Origin of the sequence: Amycolatopsis decaplanina DSM 44594 (assembly GCF_000342005.1) — a bacterium.
GTDB classification, from domain to species: Bacteria; Actinomycetota; Actinomycetes; order Mycobacteriales; family Pseudonocardiaceae; genus Amycolatopsis; species Amycolatopsis decaplanina.
The window spans coordinates 183,410-203,925 of the sequence record NZ_AOHO01000038.1 but is presented as its reverse complement, the minus strand read 5'-3'; the positions used below and the strand labels follow the sequence as shown (position 1 = coordinate 203,925).

At 67.9% G+C, this 20,516-nt stretch carries 12 protein-coding genes and 1 pseudogene; 8 read left to right on the top strand and 5 right to left on the bottom strand.

Annotation, left to right across the window (positions count from 1 at the left end; translation table 11 throughout):
- Positions 1-87 precede the first annotated feature (87 nt).
- A pseudogene (locus tag H074_RS42240) lies at positions 88-2,514 on the bottom strand (M36 family metallopeptidase).
- 575 nt (positions 2,515-3,089) lie between these two features.
- On the opposite strand from H074_RS42240, the gene H074_RS08500 reads away from it, so the two are divergent.
- From H074_RS08500 to H074_RS08485, 4 genes are read left to right on the top strand one after another with little or no spacing between them, the layout of a single operon-like run.
- On the top strand, positions 3,090-3,986 hold the full coding sequence (locus H074_RS08500) for an RNA polymerase sigma-70 factor (protein WP_007029621.1): 897 nt from the start codon (positions 3,090-3,092) through the stop codon (positions 3,984-3,986).
- 31 nt (positions 3,987-4,017) lie between these two features.
- The gene (locus H074_RS08495; RefSeq protein ID WP_007029620.1) at positions 4,018-4,776 is read left to right on the top strand and encodes an SDR family oxidoreductase; all 759 of its coding nucleotides are present in this window, start codon (positions 4,018-4,020) and stop codon (positions 4,774-4,776) included.
- Between the two features lie 59 nt (positions 4,777-4,835).
- The gene (locus H074_RS08490) at positions 4,836-7,934 is read left to right on the top strand and encodes a GH92 family glycosyl hydrolase (RefSeq protein WP_007029619.1); all 3,099 of its coding nucleotides are present in this window, start codon (positions 4,836-4,838) and stop codon (positions 7,932-7,934) included.
- Positions 7,931-10,018 carry an FUSC family protein gene (locus H074_RS08485; protein ID WP_007029618.1) on the top strand — a complete coding sequence of 696 codons (2,088 nt, stop codon included), beginning with the start codon at positions 7,931-7,933 and terminating at the stop codon, positions 10,016-10,018. Before H074_RS08490 ends, H074_RS08485 begins: the two co-directional genes overlap by 4 nt.
- 76 nt (positions 10,019-10,094) lie before the next feature.
- On the opposite strand, the gene H074_RS08480 is transcribed toward H074_RS08485, so the two are convergent.
- Together H074_RS08480 and H074_RS08475 are read right to left on the bottom strand one after the other, a co-directional pair.
- Entirely contained in the window at positions 10,095-10,739 is a 645-nt protein-coding gene (locus tag H074_RS08480; protein ID WP_007029617.1) for a DUF4360 domain-containing protein, read from the bottom strand.
- A 277-nt stretch (positions 10,740-11,016) separates the two neighbouring features.
- The gene (locus tag H074_RS08475) at positions 11,017-11,658 is read right to left on the bottom strand and encodes a DUF4360 domain-containing protein (RefSeq protein ID WP_039921838.1); all 642 of its coding nucleotides are present in this window, start codon (positions 11,656-11,658) and stop codon (positions 11,017-11,019) included.
- A gap of 519 nt (positions 11,659-12,177) precedes the next feature.
- Here H074_RS08475 and H074_RS08465 point away from each other — a divergent pair.
- The 3 genes from H074_RS08465 to H074_RS08455 all read left to right on the top strand — a co-directional run bounded on the left by H074_RS08465 (position 12,178) and on the right by H074_RS08455 (position 16,201).
- Positions 12,178-12,522: a MarR family winged helix-turn-helix transcriptional regulator gene (locus tag H074_RS08465; protein ID WP_007029614.1), complete on the top strand. Its 345-nt coding sequence runs from the start codon at positions 12,178-12,180 to the stop codon at positions 12,520-12,522.
- A gap of 44 nt (positions 12,523-12,566) precedes the next feature.
- Positions 12,567-13,556 (top strand): malate dehydrogenase, encoded by a 990-nt coding sequence (locus H074_RS08460; RefSeq protein WP_007029613.1) that lies wholly within the window; start codon positions 12,567-12,569, stop codon positions 13,554-13,556.
- Between the two features lie 197 nt (positions 13,557-13,753).
- A complete protein-coding gene (locus H074_RS08455) occupies positions 13,754-16,201 on the top strand; it encodes a DUF6493 family protein (RefSeq protein ID WP_007029612.1) in 2,448 nt (815 codons plus the stop codon).
- On the opposite strand, the gene H074_RS08450 is transcribed toward H074_RS08455, so the two are convergent.
- Together H074_RS08450 and H074_RS08445 are read right to left on the bottom strand one after the other, a co-directional pair.
- Positions 16,184-17,317 carry an SWIM zinc finger family protein gene (locus tag H074_RS08450; protein ID WP_007029611.1) on the bottom strand — a complete coding sequence of 378 codons (1,134 nt, stop codon included), beginning with the start codon at positions 17,315-17,317 and terminating at the stop codon, positions 16,184-16,186. The two genes, H074_RS08455 and H074_RS08450, sit on opposite strands and share 18 nt — an antisense overlap.
- Before the next feature lie 113 nt (positions 17,318-17,430).
- Positions 17,431-18,300 (bottom strand): TetR/AcrR family transcriptional regulator, encoded by an 870-nt coding sequence (locus H074_RS08445; RefSeq protein WP_007029610.1) that lies wholly within the window; start codon positions 18,298-18,300, stop codon positions 17,431-17,433.
- An 87-nt stretch (positions 18,301-18,387) separates the two neighbouring features.
- Between H074_RS08445 and H074_RS08440 the strand changes: the two genes are divergently transcribed.
- Complete coding sequence (locus tag H074_RS08440) at positions 18,388-20,181, top strand: right-handed parallel beta-helix repeat-containing protein (RefSeq protein ID WP_007029609.1); 1,794 nt, start codon at positions 18,388-18,390, stop codon at positions 20,179-20,181.
- The last annotated feature ends 335 nt before the right edge of the window (positions 20,182-20,516 follow it).

The following is a 20,516-nucleotide window of genomic DNA, read 5'->3' as shown; positions in this document are numbered from 1 at the left end:
CCACAACACCGAACAAACCAGACAAAACCACGCCGCCGCTTGACAAACAAAACCCAGGGATGTCTTCACGGACATCAGGTCAGCGGATCAGGCGGGAGCGCCCCGCACCGCCAGCTTCTGCACGTCCAGGTAGAGACATCCGGCCGTCGACGGCTGCGGCGAGCACGTCTTGTCCGGATAGAACGACAGCTGGTTGGACGAGACGGTCAGCCGCACGAACTTCACACCCGCGGCGCTGCCCGGCGCGAGCGGGAGCGCGGTGAGCTTGTTCAGGTCGGCGGGTTTGAAGTCGCCGGTGCCCGCCTTCACCCAGGTCGTGCCGTCCACCGAGGTTTCGACGGTGACGTCCTTGGCCGCGGCGGGCGGGTCGTCGCCGCAGACGTTGGACGGGTCGATCTCGATGGCGCTCACGTTGACGGGTTTGCCGAGCTTGATCGTGACGAACCGCGTCTCGACCGTGCCGTCGGGGCGGACGACCTTGTCGGTCGACCAGCCGCCACCGCCGAGCACCGACGAGGTCACGAGATCGCCGGGACCGCAGCCGTACGGGGTGAAGTCCTCGCCGTTGAACGCGGTGACACCGGCACCCGCGTCGCTGGAGGCCCAGTTGAACCGCAGCGCCCAGTCGACCTTGCTGGTCCCCGACCGCACCGAGACCGCGCGTGTCTCGCTGTCCGCGCCGCCGCCGGAGGCATAGACCTTCGGATAGGTACCCGGGAGCACCCCGGGAATGGTGTAGACGCCGGCCGCGTCGGTGACCGCGGACAGCGACCCGGCGAAACCGGAGTCGTGCCCGCTGAACCGGACGGCGACACCCGCGATCGGGGCCCCGCCTTCGCGGTCGGTGACCTTGCCGGTCACTGTCCCGGTCGGGGTGCCCGCGGGCGGCGGGGTGGAGAAGTCCTCGGCCGGTCCGGTGTCGGCGCCGGTGATCGACGCGGCGAAGTAGCCCATGCCACGGGCGGCGAAGGCCTTCCACAGTTCGGCGTGCGCGCGGCCGCCGTTGATCACCGTGTCGGCCTGCAGGATCGCGTTCCGCATGTCCAGGAAGGACGGCGACGCTGGCGAAAGCTCCATCGCGCGCGTGACCAGCGCTCGCGTCAGCTGCACACCGAGCGCCGAGCGGACGTCCCACAGCGTGCTCGCCCAGATCTCACCATCGGCGTGCACCTCCGGGAAGCCGATGATCCGGCCGAGATCGCCGTAGGTGTAGCCACCGGGGCCGGCCCCAGGCGTGCCGGGGCACCGCGGCGCACCGGCGCCGACCGGGCAGTCCAGCGGCTGGGTGCGGGCGAGGGGTTTGCCGTCGCTGACGTAGTCGCCGCCGAGGAGTTCACCGGGAGCCTTGGTGTCCTTGATCGCGTTGCGCCCGACGAGGTAGTCGAAGGCGTACCAGTCGCTCCAGGCCTCGCCCATGGCGCCGGACTGCAGGGAGTTCAGGGTGGAGTTTCCCTACGCGTCGACGACGAGCCGGTTGGACAGACCGTGGGTGTACTCGTGGTGGATGATCGTGGCGTCGTCGGCGGAGTTCGCCGCGAGGAACGGGTCGCTCGGGTCCCTGGGGTCGTGGAACAGGAACATCCCCATCGTCGGCGGCAGGCCGTCCGGTGGGGTGCCCATGAACGCGTTGTCGTAGTAGCCCGGTTCCTGAGCACCGAGCAGGGTGTGGACCTGGACGGCGTCGCCGTCGACCTTCTCGAAGTTGCCCGCCTCGCGGGTGAAGCCGATCGGGAAGGACGCGAGGTGGTCGTGGAAACTCCCGACGTAGGCCAGTGCCTGCACGGCGTTCTGTTCCCTGTTCTTCGCCCACGATCCTGGTGTCTTCGGGTCCCAGGAGCACGGCCGCGCCGTCGAGCACGGCGGACCGACGGCGGCGTTGAAGTCGGTGAACTTGTACCGGAAGGTGCCGTCGGTGTTCGGCCCGATCTCTTCGTGCGGCTGGAATTTCTGGTCGCCGTTGACGTCGGCGGCGACGTGCGCGACGTTGCCGTCCAGTGTCTTGGCGTCGGCGGACAGCCAGCCCTTCTGAGTCAGGTTGACCTGCTTCTGCGGGCCGGGCTGCGCCTCCCAGGCGAGGCCCTTGGCGCCGTCGGCGTCGTTGGCGTGGTTCATCAGGTTCTTGCGGTAGAGCAGCTTGCCGGTGCCGGCGTCGGTCACCTCCTGGAACATCTTGTCCACGGCGGGTTTGGCGAGGGTGTACCAGGCGGGGCGGATCCCGTCGCCGGTCAGGAACGCGACCTGCTGGGAGTCCGGGCCGGGTGCGGCCAGCGTGGCCGCGCCGAGCGACGAGGGAAGGTCACGCACCGGAGAGCCGTCCAGCTGGATCAGCCTGCCGTCCTTGGTGACGTGCGCCTTCAACCCGTTGCCGAAGACCGGCACCCCGCCGACGGACTGGGTGAAGGACAGATGGTGCGTGCCTTCGACGTCGACGTAGTCCCTGCGCAGGTTCAGTTTCGCGGTGTCACCGGCGCTGAGGCCGACGAGGCCTTCCTTCTCCCGCAGGTAGTTCAGCACGATGTCGCGGGGCGACCCGCCGCTCGGTCCGGTGAGGAAACCGTCGGTGCGGGCCAGGACGCGGGGCGTGCCGGTCAGCTCGTCGAAGTCGAGCAGGGCCTGGTTGCCCAGTTCCGCCCGCGCCTTCGCGACGGAGTTCGCCCGCGACGCCGCGAGCCGATCCCGCGCGGCGAGAACGCGCGGGCTGGTTCTCGCCGTGTCGCGGACATCGACGTCCTTTCCGGATCTGTCCGGTGTGGTGTGCACGGCGCCCGGCGCCGGTGCCGCACCGGCTTGGGGCGCTGTGACCAGCGCTAACACTGTGATGGCGGTCGCGGCGCACAGCGAGGCACGCGAACGCGACGAACGTGACGTCACTCCAGACCCCTCTCTCGGTGGTGACGCAGACGTTCCATTCGTACCGATACAGTCACAGCGGACGTCAGCGCCGATCAGGTACGCCCATCCCGGTGAGCGGTTACCCCGGCGTCGTGGTGTCCACAAAGGATTCGGTGGGATTCGTAGGGGAAGATCGTGTCCGATGGGGATCGGGTCGGGAGTGACCTGAACACCGGCGATTTCCGGTGGGAGACTTGATGGACGGCGTCGCGGAGTTCGAGCGGCTCCGGCCCGCCATGTTCGGGCTCGCGTACCGCCTGCTCGGTTCGGCGGCGGAGGCGGAAGACGCCGTCCAAGACGCCTACCCGAAGTGGGCGAGCGCCGAGCGCGGGTCGATCGCGTCGCCTCGGGCATGGCTGGCGAAAGTGGTCACCAATCTCTGTCTGAACCGGCTGACCTCGGCCAGGGCACAGCGAGAGCGGTACGTCGGGCCATGGCTGCCCGAACCGGTCCTGACCTCGGATGACGTGCTCGGTCCGCTGGAGACGGCGGAGCAGCGGGATTCGGTGTCGCTGGCGATGCTGGTGTTGCTGGAGCAGCTCAGCCCGGTCGAGCGGGCGGTGTTCGTATTGAAGGAGGCCTTCGCCTACAGCCATCGAGAGATCGCCGCGATCCTCGACGTCTCCGAGGTCAATTCGCGCCAGTTGCACAGCCGCGCGCGACGGGCCCTGGACCGCACGGACGAGCGACGGATTTCAGACCCGCGGCATCTCGGGAAACTCGTCGAAAGCTTCCTGTCGGCGGCGCGGGACGGCGATCTGCCCGCTCTGGAGAATCTGCTGACCGCCGACGTCACGGCGTGGTCGGACGGCGGCGGCAAGGTCACCGCGGCCCGGCGTCCGGTGCACGGCGCGGCCAAGGTCGCGCGCCTGTACGCCGGGATGTTCGACGGCGCCGGGCACGTGTCGATCGAGATCCTCGAGGTCAACGGCGGTCCGGCGGTGGTCGCGACGGCCGGTGACGTCCTGTTCGGCATCCTCGGGTTCGAGGTCGTGGACGGGCGGATCCGCGGGCTCCGCGCGGTCGCGAATCCGGACAAGCTCACGTTCCTCTCGGGGCAGCTGTCACGTTCCGGATGGCCCGCCGGTTCTTGAGGGTGGAAGCTCTCGTGAACGGAGGATCAAGGTGGCGAACCCGATTCTGGTGACCGGCGGTACCGGCGACCTCGGCCGTGCGGTGGTGCGGCGGCTGACGGCCGCCGAACGGCCGGTCCGGATCATGAGCCGGCGGCCGCGTCCCGCGGATGAGCCGCACGAGTGGGCACGGTGTGATCTGCGGACCGGTGACGGCGTCGCCGAGGCGGTCGACGGTGTCTCGGCGATCATCCATTGCGCCTCGACCCTGGGGCGCGGGGACGAGCAGGTGACGCGGAATCTGGTCGAGGCGGCGCGGCGGGCGGGCCGTCCGCATCTGGTGTACATCTCGATCGTCGGCATCGACGTGATCCGGTTCTTCTACTACAACGAGAAGCTGGCCTCGGAGAAGGTGATCGAGGAGTCCGGTCTGCCGTGGACGGTGCTGCGCGCGACGCAGTTCCACGAGCTCGTCGCGCGGGCGTCGGCGGCGCAGCGGCGGCTGCCGGTGACGGTCATGCCGTCGGGTTTCCGGTTCCAGCCGGTCAGCACCGGCGACGTCGCGGACCGGCTCGTCGCGCTGGCGTCCGGTGAGCCGTCGGGGCGAGTGCCGGACATGGGCGGCCCCGAGGTGCGGACCGCGCGTGACCTGGCGGAGGCGTACCAGCGGTCGATGGGGCGCCGGAAGCCGATCGTGTCGCTGTGGCTACCGGGCAAGGCGGCCCGGGCGTTCCGCGCCGGCGGCAACCTGACACCGGAGAACGCGACCGGGGTGGGCACCTTCGAGGAGTTCCTCGCGTCCCGCGATTAGTCACCTGCTTGCGAGAGCCACACCGAGCCGGGCCCACGTGTGCGGGTTACGGTGGCCTGGTGACGATCACCGGGTTCTTCTCCTCCTTCGAAACGGGTGATCCGCAGCCGGTGGACCCGGCCTTGCGCGTCGGCACCGGACCGCGCTCGTCGCCGACCGCCAAGACCGACGTCGGCTTCACCGGCGCACACGCCCTCCGCTACGAGAACACGCTGCGCGCGACGGTGTTCGAAGTGGACATCGAGGTCACCGGCCACACAGAACTGTCCTATGTGGTCTTCCCCGAAGCCGAGACCGACGCCGTGCCCAGCTATCGCAGCACCTTCGTGGCGCTGGACGTCGAGTTCACCGACGGGACGTCCGCCGGGTTCAGCGCCACGAAGCAGGGCTTGGACAAGACGCTGTACGTGGACCAGTGGAATCTCGTGCGCCGCAGGCTGGGCGAGTTCACCGGACGGCGGATCGCCCGGATCGTCCTGGTCAGCGAACCGCCGGACGGCGAGAGCGCGGGCTGGGTGGACGACGTCCGGATCACCGAGCGCGCGATCGAGATCCGCGAACCTGTCGACCACGTCCGCACCACCCGCGGCACGCATTCCAGCGACAAGTTCTCGCGGGGCAACAACTTCCCCGCGACGGCCGTCCCGCACGGCTTCAACTTCTGGACCCCGGTCACCGACGCGAGCGTCACCAACTGGATCTACAGCTACCACCGGCACAACGACGACACGAACCGCCCGGCGCTGCAGGCGTTCGCGCTGTCGCATCAGCCGAGTCCGTGGATGGGCGACCGGCACACCTTTCAGGTGATGCCGGGAATCGGCCCGGTCGAGGCGGACCGGTCCCGCCGCGCGCTCGCGTTCTCCCATGACGACGAGGTCGACCGGCCGCATCACTACGGCGTCCGGTTCGCCAACGGCATCACCACCGACATCGCACCGGCGGATCACGCGGCGCTGTTCCGGTTCACCTTCCCGGGTGACCGTGGCTGGCTGCTGTTCGACAACGCCCGCAACCGGGGCGGTCTGCGCATCGAGAAGCATGGGCTCGACGCCGCGAAGGCCGTGGTCACCGGCCACACCTGGGTCCGCAGCAGGTTGTCGGCCGGGGCGCGGCGGATGTTCGTCCACGCCGAGTTCGACGTCCCGGCCGAACGCGGCGGGAAGATCCGGCGCCCGGCGTGGCGCACGGTGACCGGGTTCCTGGAGTTCGCGGCGAGCGAGGTGACGATGCGGATCGCGACGTCGCTGATCAGCCTCGCGCAGGCGAAGCGGAACCTCGACCAGGAGATCCCCGCCGGCACGAGCTTCGAGCAGGTCCGTGACCAGGCCCGCGCGCAGTGGGCCGAGGTGCTGGACCGGGTCGAGATCGAGGGAGCGACCGAGGACCAGCGCAACACGTTCTACTCCAACCTCTACCGGCTGTTCCTGTATCCGAACTCCGCGCACGAGGACACGCCGAAGGGCGTCCGCCACGCGAGCCCGGTCGTCCGCCGTCTCCGGCCCAGCACGCGAACCACGACCGGCGCGAAGGTCGTGGACGGCGAGATGTACGTCAACAACGGCTTCTGGGACACCTATCGCACCACGTGGCCCGCGTACGCCCTGCTCATTCCTGGCCGGTGCGGGCGGATGATCGACGGGTTCGTCCAGCAGTACCGCGAAGGCGGCTGGATCTCCCGCTGGTCCTCCCCCGGCTACGCCAACCTCATGACGGGCACCAGCTCCGACGTGGCGTTCGCCGACGCGTACCTCAAGGGTGTGCGCGGATTCGACGTCGAGGCCGCCTACGAAGCGGCGCTGAAGAACGCGACGGTGACGCCGCGCGGGCAGAGCGTCGGCCGGAAGGGCCTGCACGAGTCGATCTTCCTCGGGTTCACGCCCACATCTGTCCATGAGGGCCTGTCGTGGGCGCTGGAAGGCTGCGTCAACGACTTCGGCCTGGCCAATTTCGCCGAGGCGCTCGGACACCATGACGACGCCGCGTATCTCCGGCAGCGCTCGCAGCAGTACGCGAACCACTTCGACCACTTGATCGGGTTCTTCCAGGGCCGCGACCGCGACGGGAGCCGTCATTTCGGTGCCGCGGGTTACGACCCCGAAGCGTGGGGCGGCGACTTCACCGAGACGAACTCCTGGAACACCGCGTTCTCCGTTCCGCACGACGGCGCCGGGCTCGCCGCGCTACACGGCGGCACCGAGGCGCTGGAGTCCAAACTGGACACTTTCTTCGCGACCCCGGAGACCGGCCGCAAACCGGGTTCCTACGGTGGTCTGATCCACGAGATGACCGAGGCCCGCGACGTCCGGATGGGACAGTACGGGCATTCCAACCAGCCGTCCCACCACATCCCGTGGATTTACCACCACGCGGGCGCGCCCTCGAAGACGCAACGGATCGTGCGGGAGGTCCTGCGGCGACTCTACGTCGGCAGCGACCTCGGCCAGGGTTACCCGGGCGACGAGGACAACGGCGAGATGTCCGCTTGGTACGTCTTCGCCGCGCTCGGGTTCTACCCGCTGGCGATGGGCAGCCCCGAGTACGCGATCGGCTCGCCGCTGTTCACGAAAGCGACCGTCCACCTGGAGAACGGTAAGGACCTGGTCATCGAGGCGCCCGGCAACACCGACGACACCGTGTACGTCCACGGGCTGACGATCGACGGGCGTCCGCACGAGAGCAGCACGCTCGCGCATTCCGTGCTGACCGAGGGCGCCTTGCTGGAGTTCACGATGGGCGAGCAGCCGTCGGACTGGGGCCGTTCCCCCGCCGAGCCCGCCGCGCCGCACCCGCTGACGGACATCACGGTGGGCGATGGTCCCCTGTTCGACGACACCACCAAGACGGAGGTCACCTTCTCCGAGCGCGACCCCGTCATCGAGTTCCCTGTCGGAGACGCGTCACGCGATGTCGTGATGTACACGCTGACCTCGGGAAGCCGCCGGGGTGATCCGCGTTCGTGGGTGCTGGAAGGGTCCGACGACGGTGAGCGCTGGACGCTGCTGGACCAGCGTGAGGGCGAGACGTTCCGTTGGCGCCGTCAGACGCGGCCGTTCGCCCTCGCCGAGCCGGCGCGGTACGCCCGATACCGTCTTCGCGTCACCTCGTCCACCGCACGGCGGGTCACCCTCGCCCAAGGAGAGCTGCTCGCCCGATGATCTCCCGCATCACCCAGGCCACGACCGACCGTCTGGTCGCCTCCGATCCCGGCCTGGTCCGGCTCCGGCTCGGTTTCTCGGCCGTGCTCAGCATCGTCGTCGCGGTGCTGGCCATCCTGCCGTTCCACCAGCCGCTCACGGTCACCCTCGTCGCCGCGATCGCCGCGATGACGTCCGCCTTCACCGTCAACGACGAGACCCCCGGGCAGCAGGCGGTGACGCTGGTACTGGGGCTGGTGCTCGGTGCGGCGTCGCTCACCGCGGCGAGTGTGGGTTCGGCGGTGCCGCCACTGGACAGCGTCGTGTTCGTGTCGCTGATCTTCGTCGCGGTCTACGCCCAGCGCTTCGGCTCCCGCGGGATCGCGCTGGGCTCGCTGTCGTTCTTCCTGTTCTTCTTCGCGATGTTCCTGCAGACACATCTGAAGCAGGTCCCGGCGCTGCTGCTGGCGCTGACCATCGGGATCGCGGCCAACGCGGTGGTCCGGTTCATCCTGGTGCGCAGGCACACCGACGCGGAGTTCCTCCGGATCCGGCGGGCGTTCCGGGCACGGCTCGCCGCGGTGGTGCGGGCGGCCGAGGATCACCTCGCGGTGGGCGGCAGCGAGCGCACCCGCAAGCGGCTCCGTACGACGAACGCCCGGATGCACGAGTCCGTGCTGCTCATCGAGGACACCGCGCCGGAGGTGACCGGCGCGGACTCGGTGAACCGGCTCCGCCGCCGGGCGATCGAGGTCGAACTGGCGGTGCAGTGGCTGACGATCACGGTGCAGCGCACCTGCGCCGAAGACCTCGACGACGACGTCCGGGACGACCTGATCGCGCGGATGCGCCGCTTCCGGTCGCTGATCGAGCGCGACCCGCGGGAACTGCCGCTGATCAGCGAGACCGAAGAGTTCAGCAGGATGCTGGTGGAAGGCAGCCGGATCGACGAGCACGCCGCGCCCGGTGACGGCGTCCGCCGGGCGCTCGCCGAACTGGCGCTGGCCGACGTGCGCGCGCAGCGGGTCGCCGAGCACGACGTCTCCGACGCCGCCGACGATCCCGAAGACCCCGACGAAGAGAAGTCGTCGGCGTTCGCCTACGACAACCAGACCCGCAGTGCCATCCAGGCCGTGGTCGGCGGCGGGCTCGCCGTGCTCGGCGGGGAACTGGTGTCGAGCCAGCGGTGGTACTGGGCGGTGCTGACCGTGTTCGTGGTGTTCATCGGCTCCTCGACCGCGGGGGCGACGTTCGTCAAGGGCGCCCGGAGACTCGGCGGCACACTGATCGGCATCGTGGGCGGACTGGGGCTGACCCTGCTCGTGTCGGGCAGTGTGCCGGCGACGCTGGCGCTGATCCTGGTGTGCGTGTTCGGCATGGTCTATATGGCACGGGTGTCGCAGGTGATCATGGCGTTCTTCATCACCAGCATGCTCGGGCTGCTGTACAGCCTGTTGGGGACGTTCAGCATCGAGGTGCTGTGGATCCGGGTCGCGGAGACCGCCGTGGGCGCGGCCGCCGGGGTGCTGGCGGCGGTGGTGATCGTGCCGGTGCGCACGCGGGCGGTGATGCTGGACGACGTCTCGGCGTTGCTGGAGGAACTGGACGAGTTCGTCGAGAAGGCCGCGGGTCTGTTGTCCGGCGCGGAGAACGTGAATGTCATCGAGAAGTCGCGTGATCTGGACCGAGCGGTGGACAAGGTCCGCACGACGATCGAGCCGCTGACCCATCCGGTGAACCTCAGCAGCCGTCGTGACTACGGCTGGCATGTGCTCACGACCGTGGAGACGATCGCCTTCCGCGCCCGGCACGTCGCGGCGCGGTCGCAGGCCGGGCTGCTGCTCACCGAGGCGGACCGGCTCCTGCTGTACACCAGGCGGATCCGGGCGAACATCGCCGTGCTGAGGAAGGCGATCGGTGATCCCGGCGGTTCGGGGCACGGGACGCTGGTCCGGGACGACGGCACGCCGGTCGCGGACCGGATCGACGATCCGCGCGCGCGTTCGGTGCTCACCAGTCTCGGGCATCTCGACGAGACGGTGATCGCGCTGGGGCGGGTGTTCGGAGTGGGGGCAACGGATCCGGCACCGTCCGGGAAGCCGTGACGGTCGGGCTCGGGTGGCGTCTCGTGAGTGGTAAGGACGGTTAGAACCGTCCTTACCACTCACGAGACTTCAGGGATCAGTTCTTCGGTTTGGGACAGGTTTTCCAGGAGAAGTGGTAGGTGGTCTTGATGGAACCGTCGGTCGAGTCCATGGTGACGAAGCTGGTGGTCTTCTTCGGATCGGAAGTGCCGACCGCGGCCCGCAGTTCCGTGTTGATGTTGAAGTTCCGGTCCTCACCACAGGGTTTGTAGACGATGGCGCCGACTTCGATATTGTCGGTGAACTGCCAGTTGTCCTCGACCGGGCCCTTGAGACTGTGGTTCACATAGGACGTCGGAGAATTGCCCTGGAAGTAGTAGTTGGCTCGTTCCAGCCCGGTGGCTCCCGCGGCCAACGAGGCGAATCCGCGGTAATCGGTGCCGGCGATGCCGTAGGTGAATCCCTGCGGCACGTGAACATAGAGGTTGAGCTGGCAGTTCTTGCGCAGATCGGTCGGTTTCGCGCCGATGCCGACCTGCGCCGTGTACTCACTGTAGGTGATGGTGAACGCGGTGTTGTCCGGTGAGACGGAAATGGCCGCGGTGCCCGGTCTGCATCCGGTTCCGTTGACCGTCACGACGTCGATGACTATCTTGTCGGCCGGCAACGGAGGCGGCACCCAGGCGTTCGGCGCGACGACCGAGGAGAAAAGCGTTGCGGCGGCAACGAGCACGTTGAGCATGGGATCCTTCCCAAAGCTTCCACACGGCGGGAACTGGGCGGATTCGATGTCAGCGAGACGATCTTCCCCGGCCGCCCACCGATCGGACGAAAACGGTTTCGGTCACCGGACACAGGGGTGACCGCCGAAAATGGGGTCGTCGAGAAGACTCGTCGCCGCCGCGCGGGGCGGCGACGAGCGGTGAAGTCCTCGTTCAGGGCGGCCAAGGCCCTGACCAGGCATGGGTGGGACGGCCTTCTTCCGGACCGGGAAGCAGGCCGTCACCCCGGAGGAGATGTCAGGATTTCGGGCAGGTCTTCCACGAGAAGTGGTAGGTGGTCTTGAACGCACCGTCGGTCGAATCCATCGTGATGAAACTGGTGGTCTTCTTCGGATCCGACGAACCCGCACCGACCCTCAGTTCCGTGTTCACGTTGAGATTCCGGTCCTCGCCGCACGGCTTGTAGATGATGACGCCACCCTCGGCCTCGTCACGGAATTGCCAGTTGTCCGAAATCGGCCCGTTGACGGGATGGGTCACCTGCGCGGTCGGCGAATTGCCCTGGAAGTAGTAGTTCGCCCGCTGCAGCGCCTTGGCGCCGGATTCGAGCGACGCGAAACCGCGGTAATCGGCGCTGGCGATACCGTAGGTGAACCCCTGCGGTACGTGGATGTTGAGGTTCAGCTGACAGTTCTTCCTGAAGTCGGTGGGCTTCGCGCCGACGCCGACTTGAGCGGTGTATTCGCTGTAGGTGATCGTGAAGGAACTATTGTCTCTGGCCACGGCGACCGCGGACGAACCCGGCGGACAGCCGGAGCCGTTGACGGTGACCACGTCGATGACGACGCGGTCGGGCGGCGGTCCCGGCGGCGGCGACATGCTGTTCGGCGTTATTATCGACGAGAAAAGAGATACGGTGGCAATCACTGCATTGAGCATGGGGTCCTTCCCGAAACTTCCACACGGGGGGCGGGGAACTGGGCGGACCCATGTTAGCGAGATGATCTTCGCGATGCCGCCCGCCGATCGGACGAAACCGCCCCGGTAATCGGTTCATGAAATGATTTTATGGTCTGTAACCGTTTTCCGGGTCGAATGAGCCGACCATCAGACCCGGAAAACACCATTCGGTTGGCACGCTATGAAAAGTGCTTTCGCGAGTTCACCGTTGATGATTCCGGAGAGACAGACCGGCTCAGGCGGCGACCAGGCTCGCGGCTTCGCCGAGCACGGCCACCGCGTCGGGATCCCTGGGACGCAGACTCGGCGCACCGGCCTGCTCGGCGACCAGTCACAGGGTCCGCTTCGATCCGGCAACGGTGTCGTGTCGAGTGGCGGGTCCGCGAAGGCCTCCTTGCCTACCTTGAGGGTAGGGAAGGAGGCCTTCACGGACACCTGAACGGCATCTGCGGCCCCAGGCGCACCAGTAGTCACGGCGGTACGGTGTGAAGGTCGTGCGTGGCCAACCAGCGGGAGCTCGCGGCTGCGATCGGCGTCCAGGTGGCCACGCTCACCCATCACCTGAACGCCACAGAGAGCGTGGGATCGATCACCCGGCGGCGTGCCCCGGACAACCCGCGGGTGCAGGTCGTCGAACTCACCGGCGAGGGCGAAACGGTCTTCCACCGGCCGGCGAAGGCGGCGATCGCGCAGGACAAACGGATCCGCGCCGGATTCAGTGACGAAGAGATCACGACGCTGGCCGCGCCGCTCTCGCGACTCGCCGCGAACGTGACCGCCGTCGGCATCGATCAAGAAAACAGTGACTGGACGCACCCGAACGGCGACTCGGGACAGGACTAGCATCGCGGTACAAAGTCGATGTCGCCTCAAGCTGGAGAACCGCAATGACCCAAGCCCCTGTCAACGTCACCGTCACCGGTGCGGCCGGCCAGATCGGCTACGCGCTGCTCTTCCGCATCGCGTCCGGTCAGCTGCTCGGCCCGGACACCCCGGTGAAGCTGCGGCTCCTGGAGATCCCGCAGGCGGTCAAGGCGGCTGAGGGCACCGCGATGGAACTCGAAGACGGCGCGTTCCCGCTGCTGTCGGGCATCGACATCTTCGATGACGCGAAGCAGGCCTTCGAGGGCGCCAACGTCGCCCTGCTGGTCGGCGCCCGTCCCCGCGCGAAGGGCATGGAGCGCGGTGACCTGCTCGAGGCCAACGGTGGCATCTTCAAGCCGCAGGGTGAGGCCATCAACGCCGGCGCGGCGAGCGACATCAAGGTCCTCGTGGTCGGCAACCCGGCCAACACCAACGCCCTCATCGCGCAGGCGCACGCGCCCGACGTCCCGGCCGACCGCTTCACCGCCATGACCCGCCTGGACCACAACCGCGCTCTCGCGCAGCTGTCGAAGAAGCTGGGCGTACCGGTGACCGAGCTGAAGAAGGTCGCGATCTGGGGCAACCACTCCGCGACCCAGTACCCGTCGATCGCGCACGCCGAGGTGTCCGGCAAGGCCGCGACCGAGGTCATCACCGACCAGGCATGGCTCACCGACGACTTCATCCCGACCGTCGCCAAGCGCGGCGCGGCGATCATCGAGGCCCGCGGCCTGTCCTCCGCGGCGTCGGCCGCCTCCGCGGCGATCGACCACGTCCACACCTGGGTCAACGGCACCCCGGAGGGTGACTGGACCTCGGCGGCGGTCGTGTCCGACGGCTCCTACGGTGTCCCGGAGGGCCTGATCTCCTCGTTCCCGGTCACCGCCGCGAACGGTGAGTACAAGATCGTCCAGGGCCTGGAGATCGACGACTTCTCGCGCGCCCGCATCGACGCTTCGGTCAACGAGCTGGCCGAAGAGCGCGACGCGGTGAAGAAGCTCGGCCTCATCTGAGCCTGAACCACCTCGCGAAGGCGGCCGTGTCCCCCGGGACGCGGCCGCCTTCGTCATACATGTCGTCGCGGGTGGTCTCCAGCTCACCGATCGCCGCGTCGATCCGGTCACGTTCCTGCCGTAATCCCTCGTCCCCTGACCTCGTGAGTGGTGAGGACGGTTAGAACCGTCCTCACCACTCACGACACAATGGACTCGTGCAGCTGAACGCGCTCCTCACCGGCCAACCCTCGGAAGTCCTCACCCGGACCCTCGAACTCTCCCGCGCCGAGCGGAAAGCCCTCCTCCCCGAACTCATCGCCGCTTTCAAGGACAGCAGCGAGTTCATCGAGATCGAACCCAACACCTACGGCGCCCGGAACCCGCTCAGGGGCCAGCAGGCCGCGACCGCCCTCTGGGCCGTCCTCCCCGCCGGCGACCCCTTGCTCCGCAGACTCTGGATCGCCTCACCCACGATCCTCGAACGCGTCCTGCAAGACCGGTCACTCGCCGAACGCAAGACGATCGCCCTCCGCAAGATCGGTCACCAGACCGCCTGGGAAGCCATCCGCCGCATGATCCTCGACGGCGACCTCGAACCCATCCGGACACCGGAATACCACGCGGGCTGGTTCCGCTGGGCCGGACGCTTCGGCGGGAAACCCCTGGCCGAACGGCTCCGAACCGAACCCGAAGCACTCACCGAACTCTGGGAACTGCTCGCGATCGAAGGCAATGGCGACGCCAGTTTCGCCGCCTTCGACAAGTACGTCCGCGACGAGGACAAGTGGTCCACCGCGCTGCTCGAACTGACCGAAACCGGCGAAGTCGACCGCGCCAGGCTGCTCGACCTCACCCTCGACATCCTCGCCCGCGACTTCGCCGCCTTCCGCGCCCAGTGGTACGCGGCACTCCACGAAGCGCTCGCCCCCACCCCGGACGAGCGCACGGCGGCACAGCACCGCTATGCCAGGCTGTGCGGAAGCGGCCTCCCGCGAACCGTCTCCTTCGCCGTCAAAGCACTGTCCCTTGTGGACAAACAAGGCACGCTTGACGACGAAATCGCTCTCCAGCACCTCCCCGCCGCAGCGGCCGGACGCGGCGCCGCCACCGCGAAACTCGCGCTCAAACTCGCCGGCCGCATCGCCGACCGGCGACCCGAACTCACCCACCTCGCCGACGAAGTCTTCGAAGCGGCACTCACCCACGAAGCCTCTGACGTCCGCGCCCTCGCCACCGCCCGGCTCGGCGTCACCCCGCACGAGGCACCCGTCATCGAAACCACCGAATACCCGGAACCCGAGCGACCGCCGTGGGACCAGCGCAAGACGCTGACCATCCCACTCGAAATACCCGACACCCCGGCCGCGGTCGCGGAAGCCCTCTCCTCGCTGCTCGCCGACCCCGACCAGGCCGACCTCCTCCTGGCCGCCCTCGACGGCGCTCACCGCGTCGCGGGCGAACTCCAGGACGCACTCAAACCGCTGGTGAAACGCGCCGCCAGGATCGCCGACCAGAAGTACAGCGCGGCCGTACCGAAGATGATCGCCACCCTCGTCCTCGGCCTCACCGGCAGAGACGTGGTCCACCCACCGCAGGTCGACGGCTGGCGCCGCCCGCTCCACCACCGGATCACCACCCTGCTCGAAGGCACTGCCGTTCCCGTCTCCGCCGCCACCCACCAAGGCGGCTGGCTCGACCCCGTCGTCTTCGTCTCCCGCATGCTCGAACACCCCGACGCGGCAGAGGACGACGTCGTCGACGCGCTGCTCCGGCTCGCGCCGGACACAAGGCCCGAAGCCCTCGCTCTCGCCTCGGAACTCACCGGGCCGTATGCCGGCAGCATTCGCTACGCCCTCGGCGGACCTGCCATCGAACAAACCGGCTGGGTCGCCCTCGCCGCCGCCCGTGCCCGATACCCCGAATCAGCCGATCCCGCCGCCGCGCTACGCGGTGAACCCGGACCGCGGATCACCTGGACGGCGAAAGTCGGCCCCAACGACTACGGCGCGACCTCACTGGGCATCGAACAAACCCCGGAAGCAGTCTCGCCGAAAGCTCCCTGGCTGGGCGTGCTTTTCGACGGCCCGGCTCCCGAGTGGCTCGGCTTCACCGAATGCCACGAAGCGGTCTCCTCGCCGTACGACCGTGATGCTCTGGAAGCCTCGGTCGCCGGAAACCTCTTCTTCAACGACATCGAATCCGGGTATCCCGTGGAGAAGGCCGCACTGCCCCCGTTCCTGGACAGCCCCTCGATCCCGGGCTTCCCCGGCACGATGCTCATCGCCACCACCCTCGCGCTGAAACGTCCCGCCGCCGTCCAGCTGGGCACGGACGCCGCGCTGACCCTTCTGGACCGCCGGATGCTCGGCCCCCGCGCACTCGGCGCGGCGCTGGGAGTACTCGGCCCGCTCCTCATCACCACGCGGCTGACCCCCCGGCTCTCGGTGATCGCGAACGAACACCCGGTAGCCGTTCTGTCCACGCTGGACACTTTGCTGCCGAAGCTGGAGCCCTCCCACCGGGGGATCTTCGCACTGCTGGAACTCGCCGCGGACCTCGTGGAACGTGGAGCGGGCACGATCAGCGACGCGACCGAGGAATGGCTGGCAGGTTTCAAGGGCAGTTCGAAAGCTGCGAAGGCGGCGTCACGACTCAGCCGCTGACATCCGGGCGGCCAGCACGTGCGAACACGGCCCTCGGTTCTCCTGATGCTTGGCCCACCACGCACACGTGCACCCGGCCGGCGAAAGCCGGACGCGCTGCACCGAGCCGGCACGCGTGATCTCGTAGCCACCGTCGGGCAGCAACCGGACGGCTCCGGCGGTGACGAGCTCGCGGGCCTTCGCCAGCCGTCCGTTCGCAGGAGCATTCCCGCTCGGGAGCTCACGCGGGAACCACGTGCCGTCGACGACGTCGTGGCCGGCTCGACCCGCGACGAGCTCCGGCGCTTCGAGACCCGCCGCCAGTGCGTTCAGCCAGCCGCCTTCTCCCGAAAAGCCACGGGAAGGCTCCGGGGATAGTGTGACGACGAGTCGCGCTCGTTCCAGCCGGAGCACCCACGTCGCGACCTCGCTGTCCGGTCGCGTGTGGACGGTCAGCCCCTGGGCGAACCGGATGAGCGGCTCGATCACCCGCAGCCGATGCAGACCGGTCGCCGGGATCGAGTCCCGCCCCTGCCGTGACGTCAACCGGAGCCCACGGCCCGACGCCACGGCCCACGACCTGCCGACAGCGGTGGGGAGCCTCCGCAGGAAGTTCCGTGTCTCCGGCTTGTCCAGCTCCGCCTTCTGCACCGCGCCCGCCGTGACAGCGGCGACCTCGGCGAACCCCGCCACCCAGCGATCCGGCAGCGGAACCAGGGACTCGTCGTTCTGCCCGTCGAGAGTACGGACGCGGATTCCCTCGCCACGAACGGTCAGGTGCAACGGATCTTGGGCCACGACCCCGCCGAGGACGCTCCGCGTCGCGCCGGACAGATCGACGTTCGTACATCCTTCGCCGAGTTCTCCCACGTCCAGCAGATCGAGCCTGGCGTAAAGACCGCAGCACGGCGAAAAGGCTTCCGCGCGCAGCGTGGTCCGGTCCGCGGTGAACACCGGATCGGACTCGGCGATGAGCCGGTTCACCATGGACGGCGGCATCCAGAACCTCGTACGGGCGACCTTCCCCAGCACGAGCAGCGCCTGGGCGGCCTGCGCTCCGGGTTCCAGAAAACCCTTGAAGAGCACCGGCGCCCGGACGTCCTCTTCGACCTGCTCAAGCAAGACTTCGGTGATCACCGAGCAACCTTAGTCAGACCCCCGACACTCTATGCAGGTCTTTATTTATTAGTTGAACTTAATTTTGTATGTCGCCCATGTGTATAGGGCGTTATACACTTTGATCGACCGAGTCAGTCCGAATGAGCCTGACGTCGGCGATAGGCGCGCTGCTGGCAAGCTCGCGAGCAGTAGTCCCGAGGCCGGCCTCGTCCTCCCCCGTCCAGCGGCTTGCCACAGATGGCGCACTCCCCTCCCCCAGTTTCGTCACGAATTACCTCACTCCCCTGGCTTTCGACGAGCGTCTGGACTCCGTCGAGCGTGCGCTGCAGCCCGAATTCGAAGGGGTCGAGCGGCGCGTCCATTCCCCCGCTCTTCCACAGCCTTTCCAGCGCCGGATAGCCGTCCATGCGCTCGAAGAGAGACTCACGTTCACTCCACCAGCGCTCATGGGACACACCTGTACGCCGCTGAAGTTCCGCGGTCTCCCCCGCCTGACGCGCGGCCGACTCGACGAATCCGCCCACCAGGTTCACCACCGCGATCACCTGCGCCGGCGCCAGACCGCTTCGAGAAGCCACGTCCAGCGCATGGTCGTATCCGGCCATGATGTTCGGCCCCGGCAGGCGGCGGGTTCCGGCACTGTGGACCAGCCACGGGTGCCGGCGGTGCATCTCCCATGCCCGCCGCGCCCAGCGCTCGAGGCCCGCTCGCCAACCGAGCCCGTCCGAAGGTTCCATTGGAAACTCGCCATACACGGCGTCACGCATGAGCTCCACCAGCTCCGCCTTGCCGGGGACGTACCGGTAGAGCGACATGGTGGTGGTGCCGAACCGTTCGGCGACCTTCCGCATCGACAGAGCGGCGAGCCCTTCGACGTCCGCCACTTCGACGGCCGCCGCGACGATCCGGCCAAGGCTCAGTCCGGGTCGCTCCGGCTCCGGTGTCCCCCACAGCAGCTCGATCGCACGCTCCGGATCCGGCTGCGCGTCGTCTTCCGCCACCCACTGCTCCCTTGACGCTCGTCGCTCGCTCGTGTTTAGCTGATAAACCTAAGTATATCCCATATACATCCACAGGAGCGCTTCAGCATGCCCGAAATCAGGTTCTTCGTATCCCCCGACGGCAGAGACGACTGGCCTGGCACCGCCGACAAGCCCTTCGCCACGCCGAAAGCGGCACAGAAGGCCGTCCGCGCCGTCACCGCCGAAATGACCGGTGACGTCATCGTCAACTTCACGGCAGGCGTCCACCACCTCGAAGAACCTCTCGCTTTCGACGACGCGGCGGGCGATTCCGGCATGAACGGTTTCCGAGTGCTCTACCAGGCACACGGCTACGGAACACCTGACCAAGCGAAGGTCGAGCTGAGCGGTGGCCGCGAGATCACCGGCTGGACGTCGGGCGACGACTGCGGCTGGACGGCGCCGATCGGCGACCTGCTACCGCGACGGCTCACCGTCGACGGCCGACCCGCCGCACGGGCGGCACACACGGCCGGACTTCCGGGAATCGTGACGAAAACAGGCACGGGTTACGTCACGGACAGTGTGGAGCCCCAATCGTGGCCGGATCCGTCCGGCCTGGAGTTCGTCTACCCCGGTGTCTACCCGTGGTCCGAAGCCCGGCTCGCGGTCACGTCGATCTCCGGTGACGCCTCCTCGACCACCATCACCATGGCTCAGCCCGCGTTCGACCATGCCAAATCCCTCTACGACTCCAAGTGGTACGGCGCCGGCGGAGACGGCACCTGGGACGGTCTCGCCGCCCCCTCCGTCCTCGAGAACAACGTGGCCTTCCTGACCGAACCGGGAACCTTCGCCGTCAGCCGCACCGATCGGGACGGCCACATCCTGCACTACCGCCCGCGGCCTGGCGAGGAGATCGACAAGACCGGCATCGTCGTTCCGGTGCTCGAAACGCTCGTCAGTGGACGGGGTGTGCACGACCTCGTGCTGCGCGGCTTCACCTTCACCGACGCGGCCTGGTCCGGACCCACCCGCACCGGCGGCTATCTGCACTATCACGGCAACGCACGTTACGAGCGGGGCGACTTCCAGAAGGTCGACCTCGGCGCGGACGTGGGGTACGTCCATGTACCGGCGGAGCCGGTCCAATTGCCCGCCAACGTCAGCCTCACGTCGGTCAGCCGGGTCACCGTCGAAGGCAACCACTTCACCCGTCTCGGCGCGGGAGCGCTCCTGATCGAAGGCGGCACCGACGTCGCGATCCGGGCGAACGTCTTCGACGAGATCTCGGGCAGCGGGATCGCCGTCCACGCGGGCACCCGGATCTTGATCGAGGACAACCTCGTCCACCACATCGGCACCGAGTACCGCGGCTCTCCCGCCGTCCTCGTCATCGAGTCCGAAGAGACCGCCGTGGCACACAACGAGATCCACGACGTCCCGCACAACGGCATCGTGATCACCGGTGGCGAGCGGGCCAAGAACACCCAAGTGCTCTCGAACCTCGTCGAGCGCAGCCTGGGGAAGCTGATGGACGGCGGTGGGATCTACCTCTCGGCACCACAGGGTGCATCGTTCGCCGGCGGGGCGATGGTCCGTGGCAACGTGATCCGCGACGTCCTGACCTCATACAACTTCGGCCTCTACACCGACTACGGCGCGGCGTGGATCACCGTCCTCGGCAACATCATCTGTCGGGCCGACACCCCGATCGTGCTCCAAGTCGGCCCACCGCTGGAGAACGTCGCCTTCGTGGGCAACTTCTGGGACGTCCGGCCCGACGGCTACGACACGGCGCCCGAGACGGTGACCGTGGCCGGGAACACCGTGCTGCCCAAGGAGAGTTTCGACGAGGCCGTCCAGGCGGACCCGGCGGGCGCCGACATCCTCGCGCGGGCGGGACGCCGGGGTTATTGAGGGGTAAGGCAACCGTGTCGTGACCGAGTCTCCTGTCGTGAAGGCCTTCTTCGCCGGCTTCACGGTGGACAGAGAGTCCTTCGCCGCGTTGTTCTGGACTGGCCTAGGGGGCCGGCCGTCCCAGCGGGTATTGGGATCGTTGATGAAGGAATTAGGACACTCGACGTCCCGATTCCTTCATAGACGCGAGGTGGTCCCGTCCCGGACCTTGATCAACGGAAGATCCGGGACACTCAACGTCCCCCATCCTCCGTTGATCAAGGCTGTGCCACTCAAACCCGGCGTCCGACACCCCGTCCACCCGCACCTGCCGGGCGCGAATTCGACAAGAGCGG

Bases quoted from the DNA above. Each gene is read 5' to 3' on its own strand.
- H074_RS08500 (WP_007029621.1), top strand. From the start codon at position 3,090: ATGGACGGCGTCGCGGAGTTCGAGCGGCTCCGGCCCGCCATGTTCGGG.
- H074_RS08485 (WP_007029618.1), top strand. From the start codon at position 7,931: ATGATCTCCCGCATCACCCAGGCCACGACCGACCGTCTGGTCGCCTCC.
- H074_RS08480 (WP_007029617.1), bottom strand. From the start codon at position 10,739: ATGCTCAACGTGCTCGTTGCCGCCGCAACGCTTTTCTCCTCGGTCGTC.
- H074_RS08475 (WP_039921838.1), bottom strand. From the start codon at position 11,658: ATGCTCAATGCAGTGATTGCCACCGTATCTCTTTTCTCGTCGATAATA.
- H074_RS08460 (WP_007029613.1), top strand. From the start codon at position 12,567: ATGACCCAAGCCCCTGTCAACGTCACCGTCACCGGTGCGGCCGGCCAG.
- H074_RS08440 (WP_007029609.1), top strand. From the start codon at position 18,388: ATGCCCGAAATCAGGTTCTTCGTATCCCCCGACGGCAGAGACGACTGG.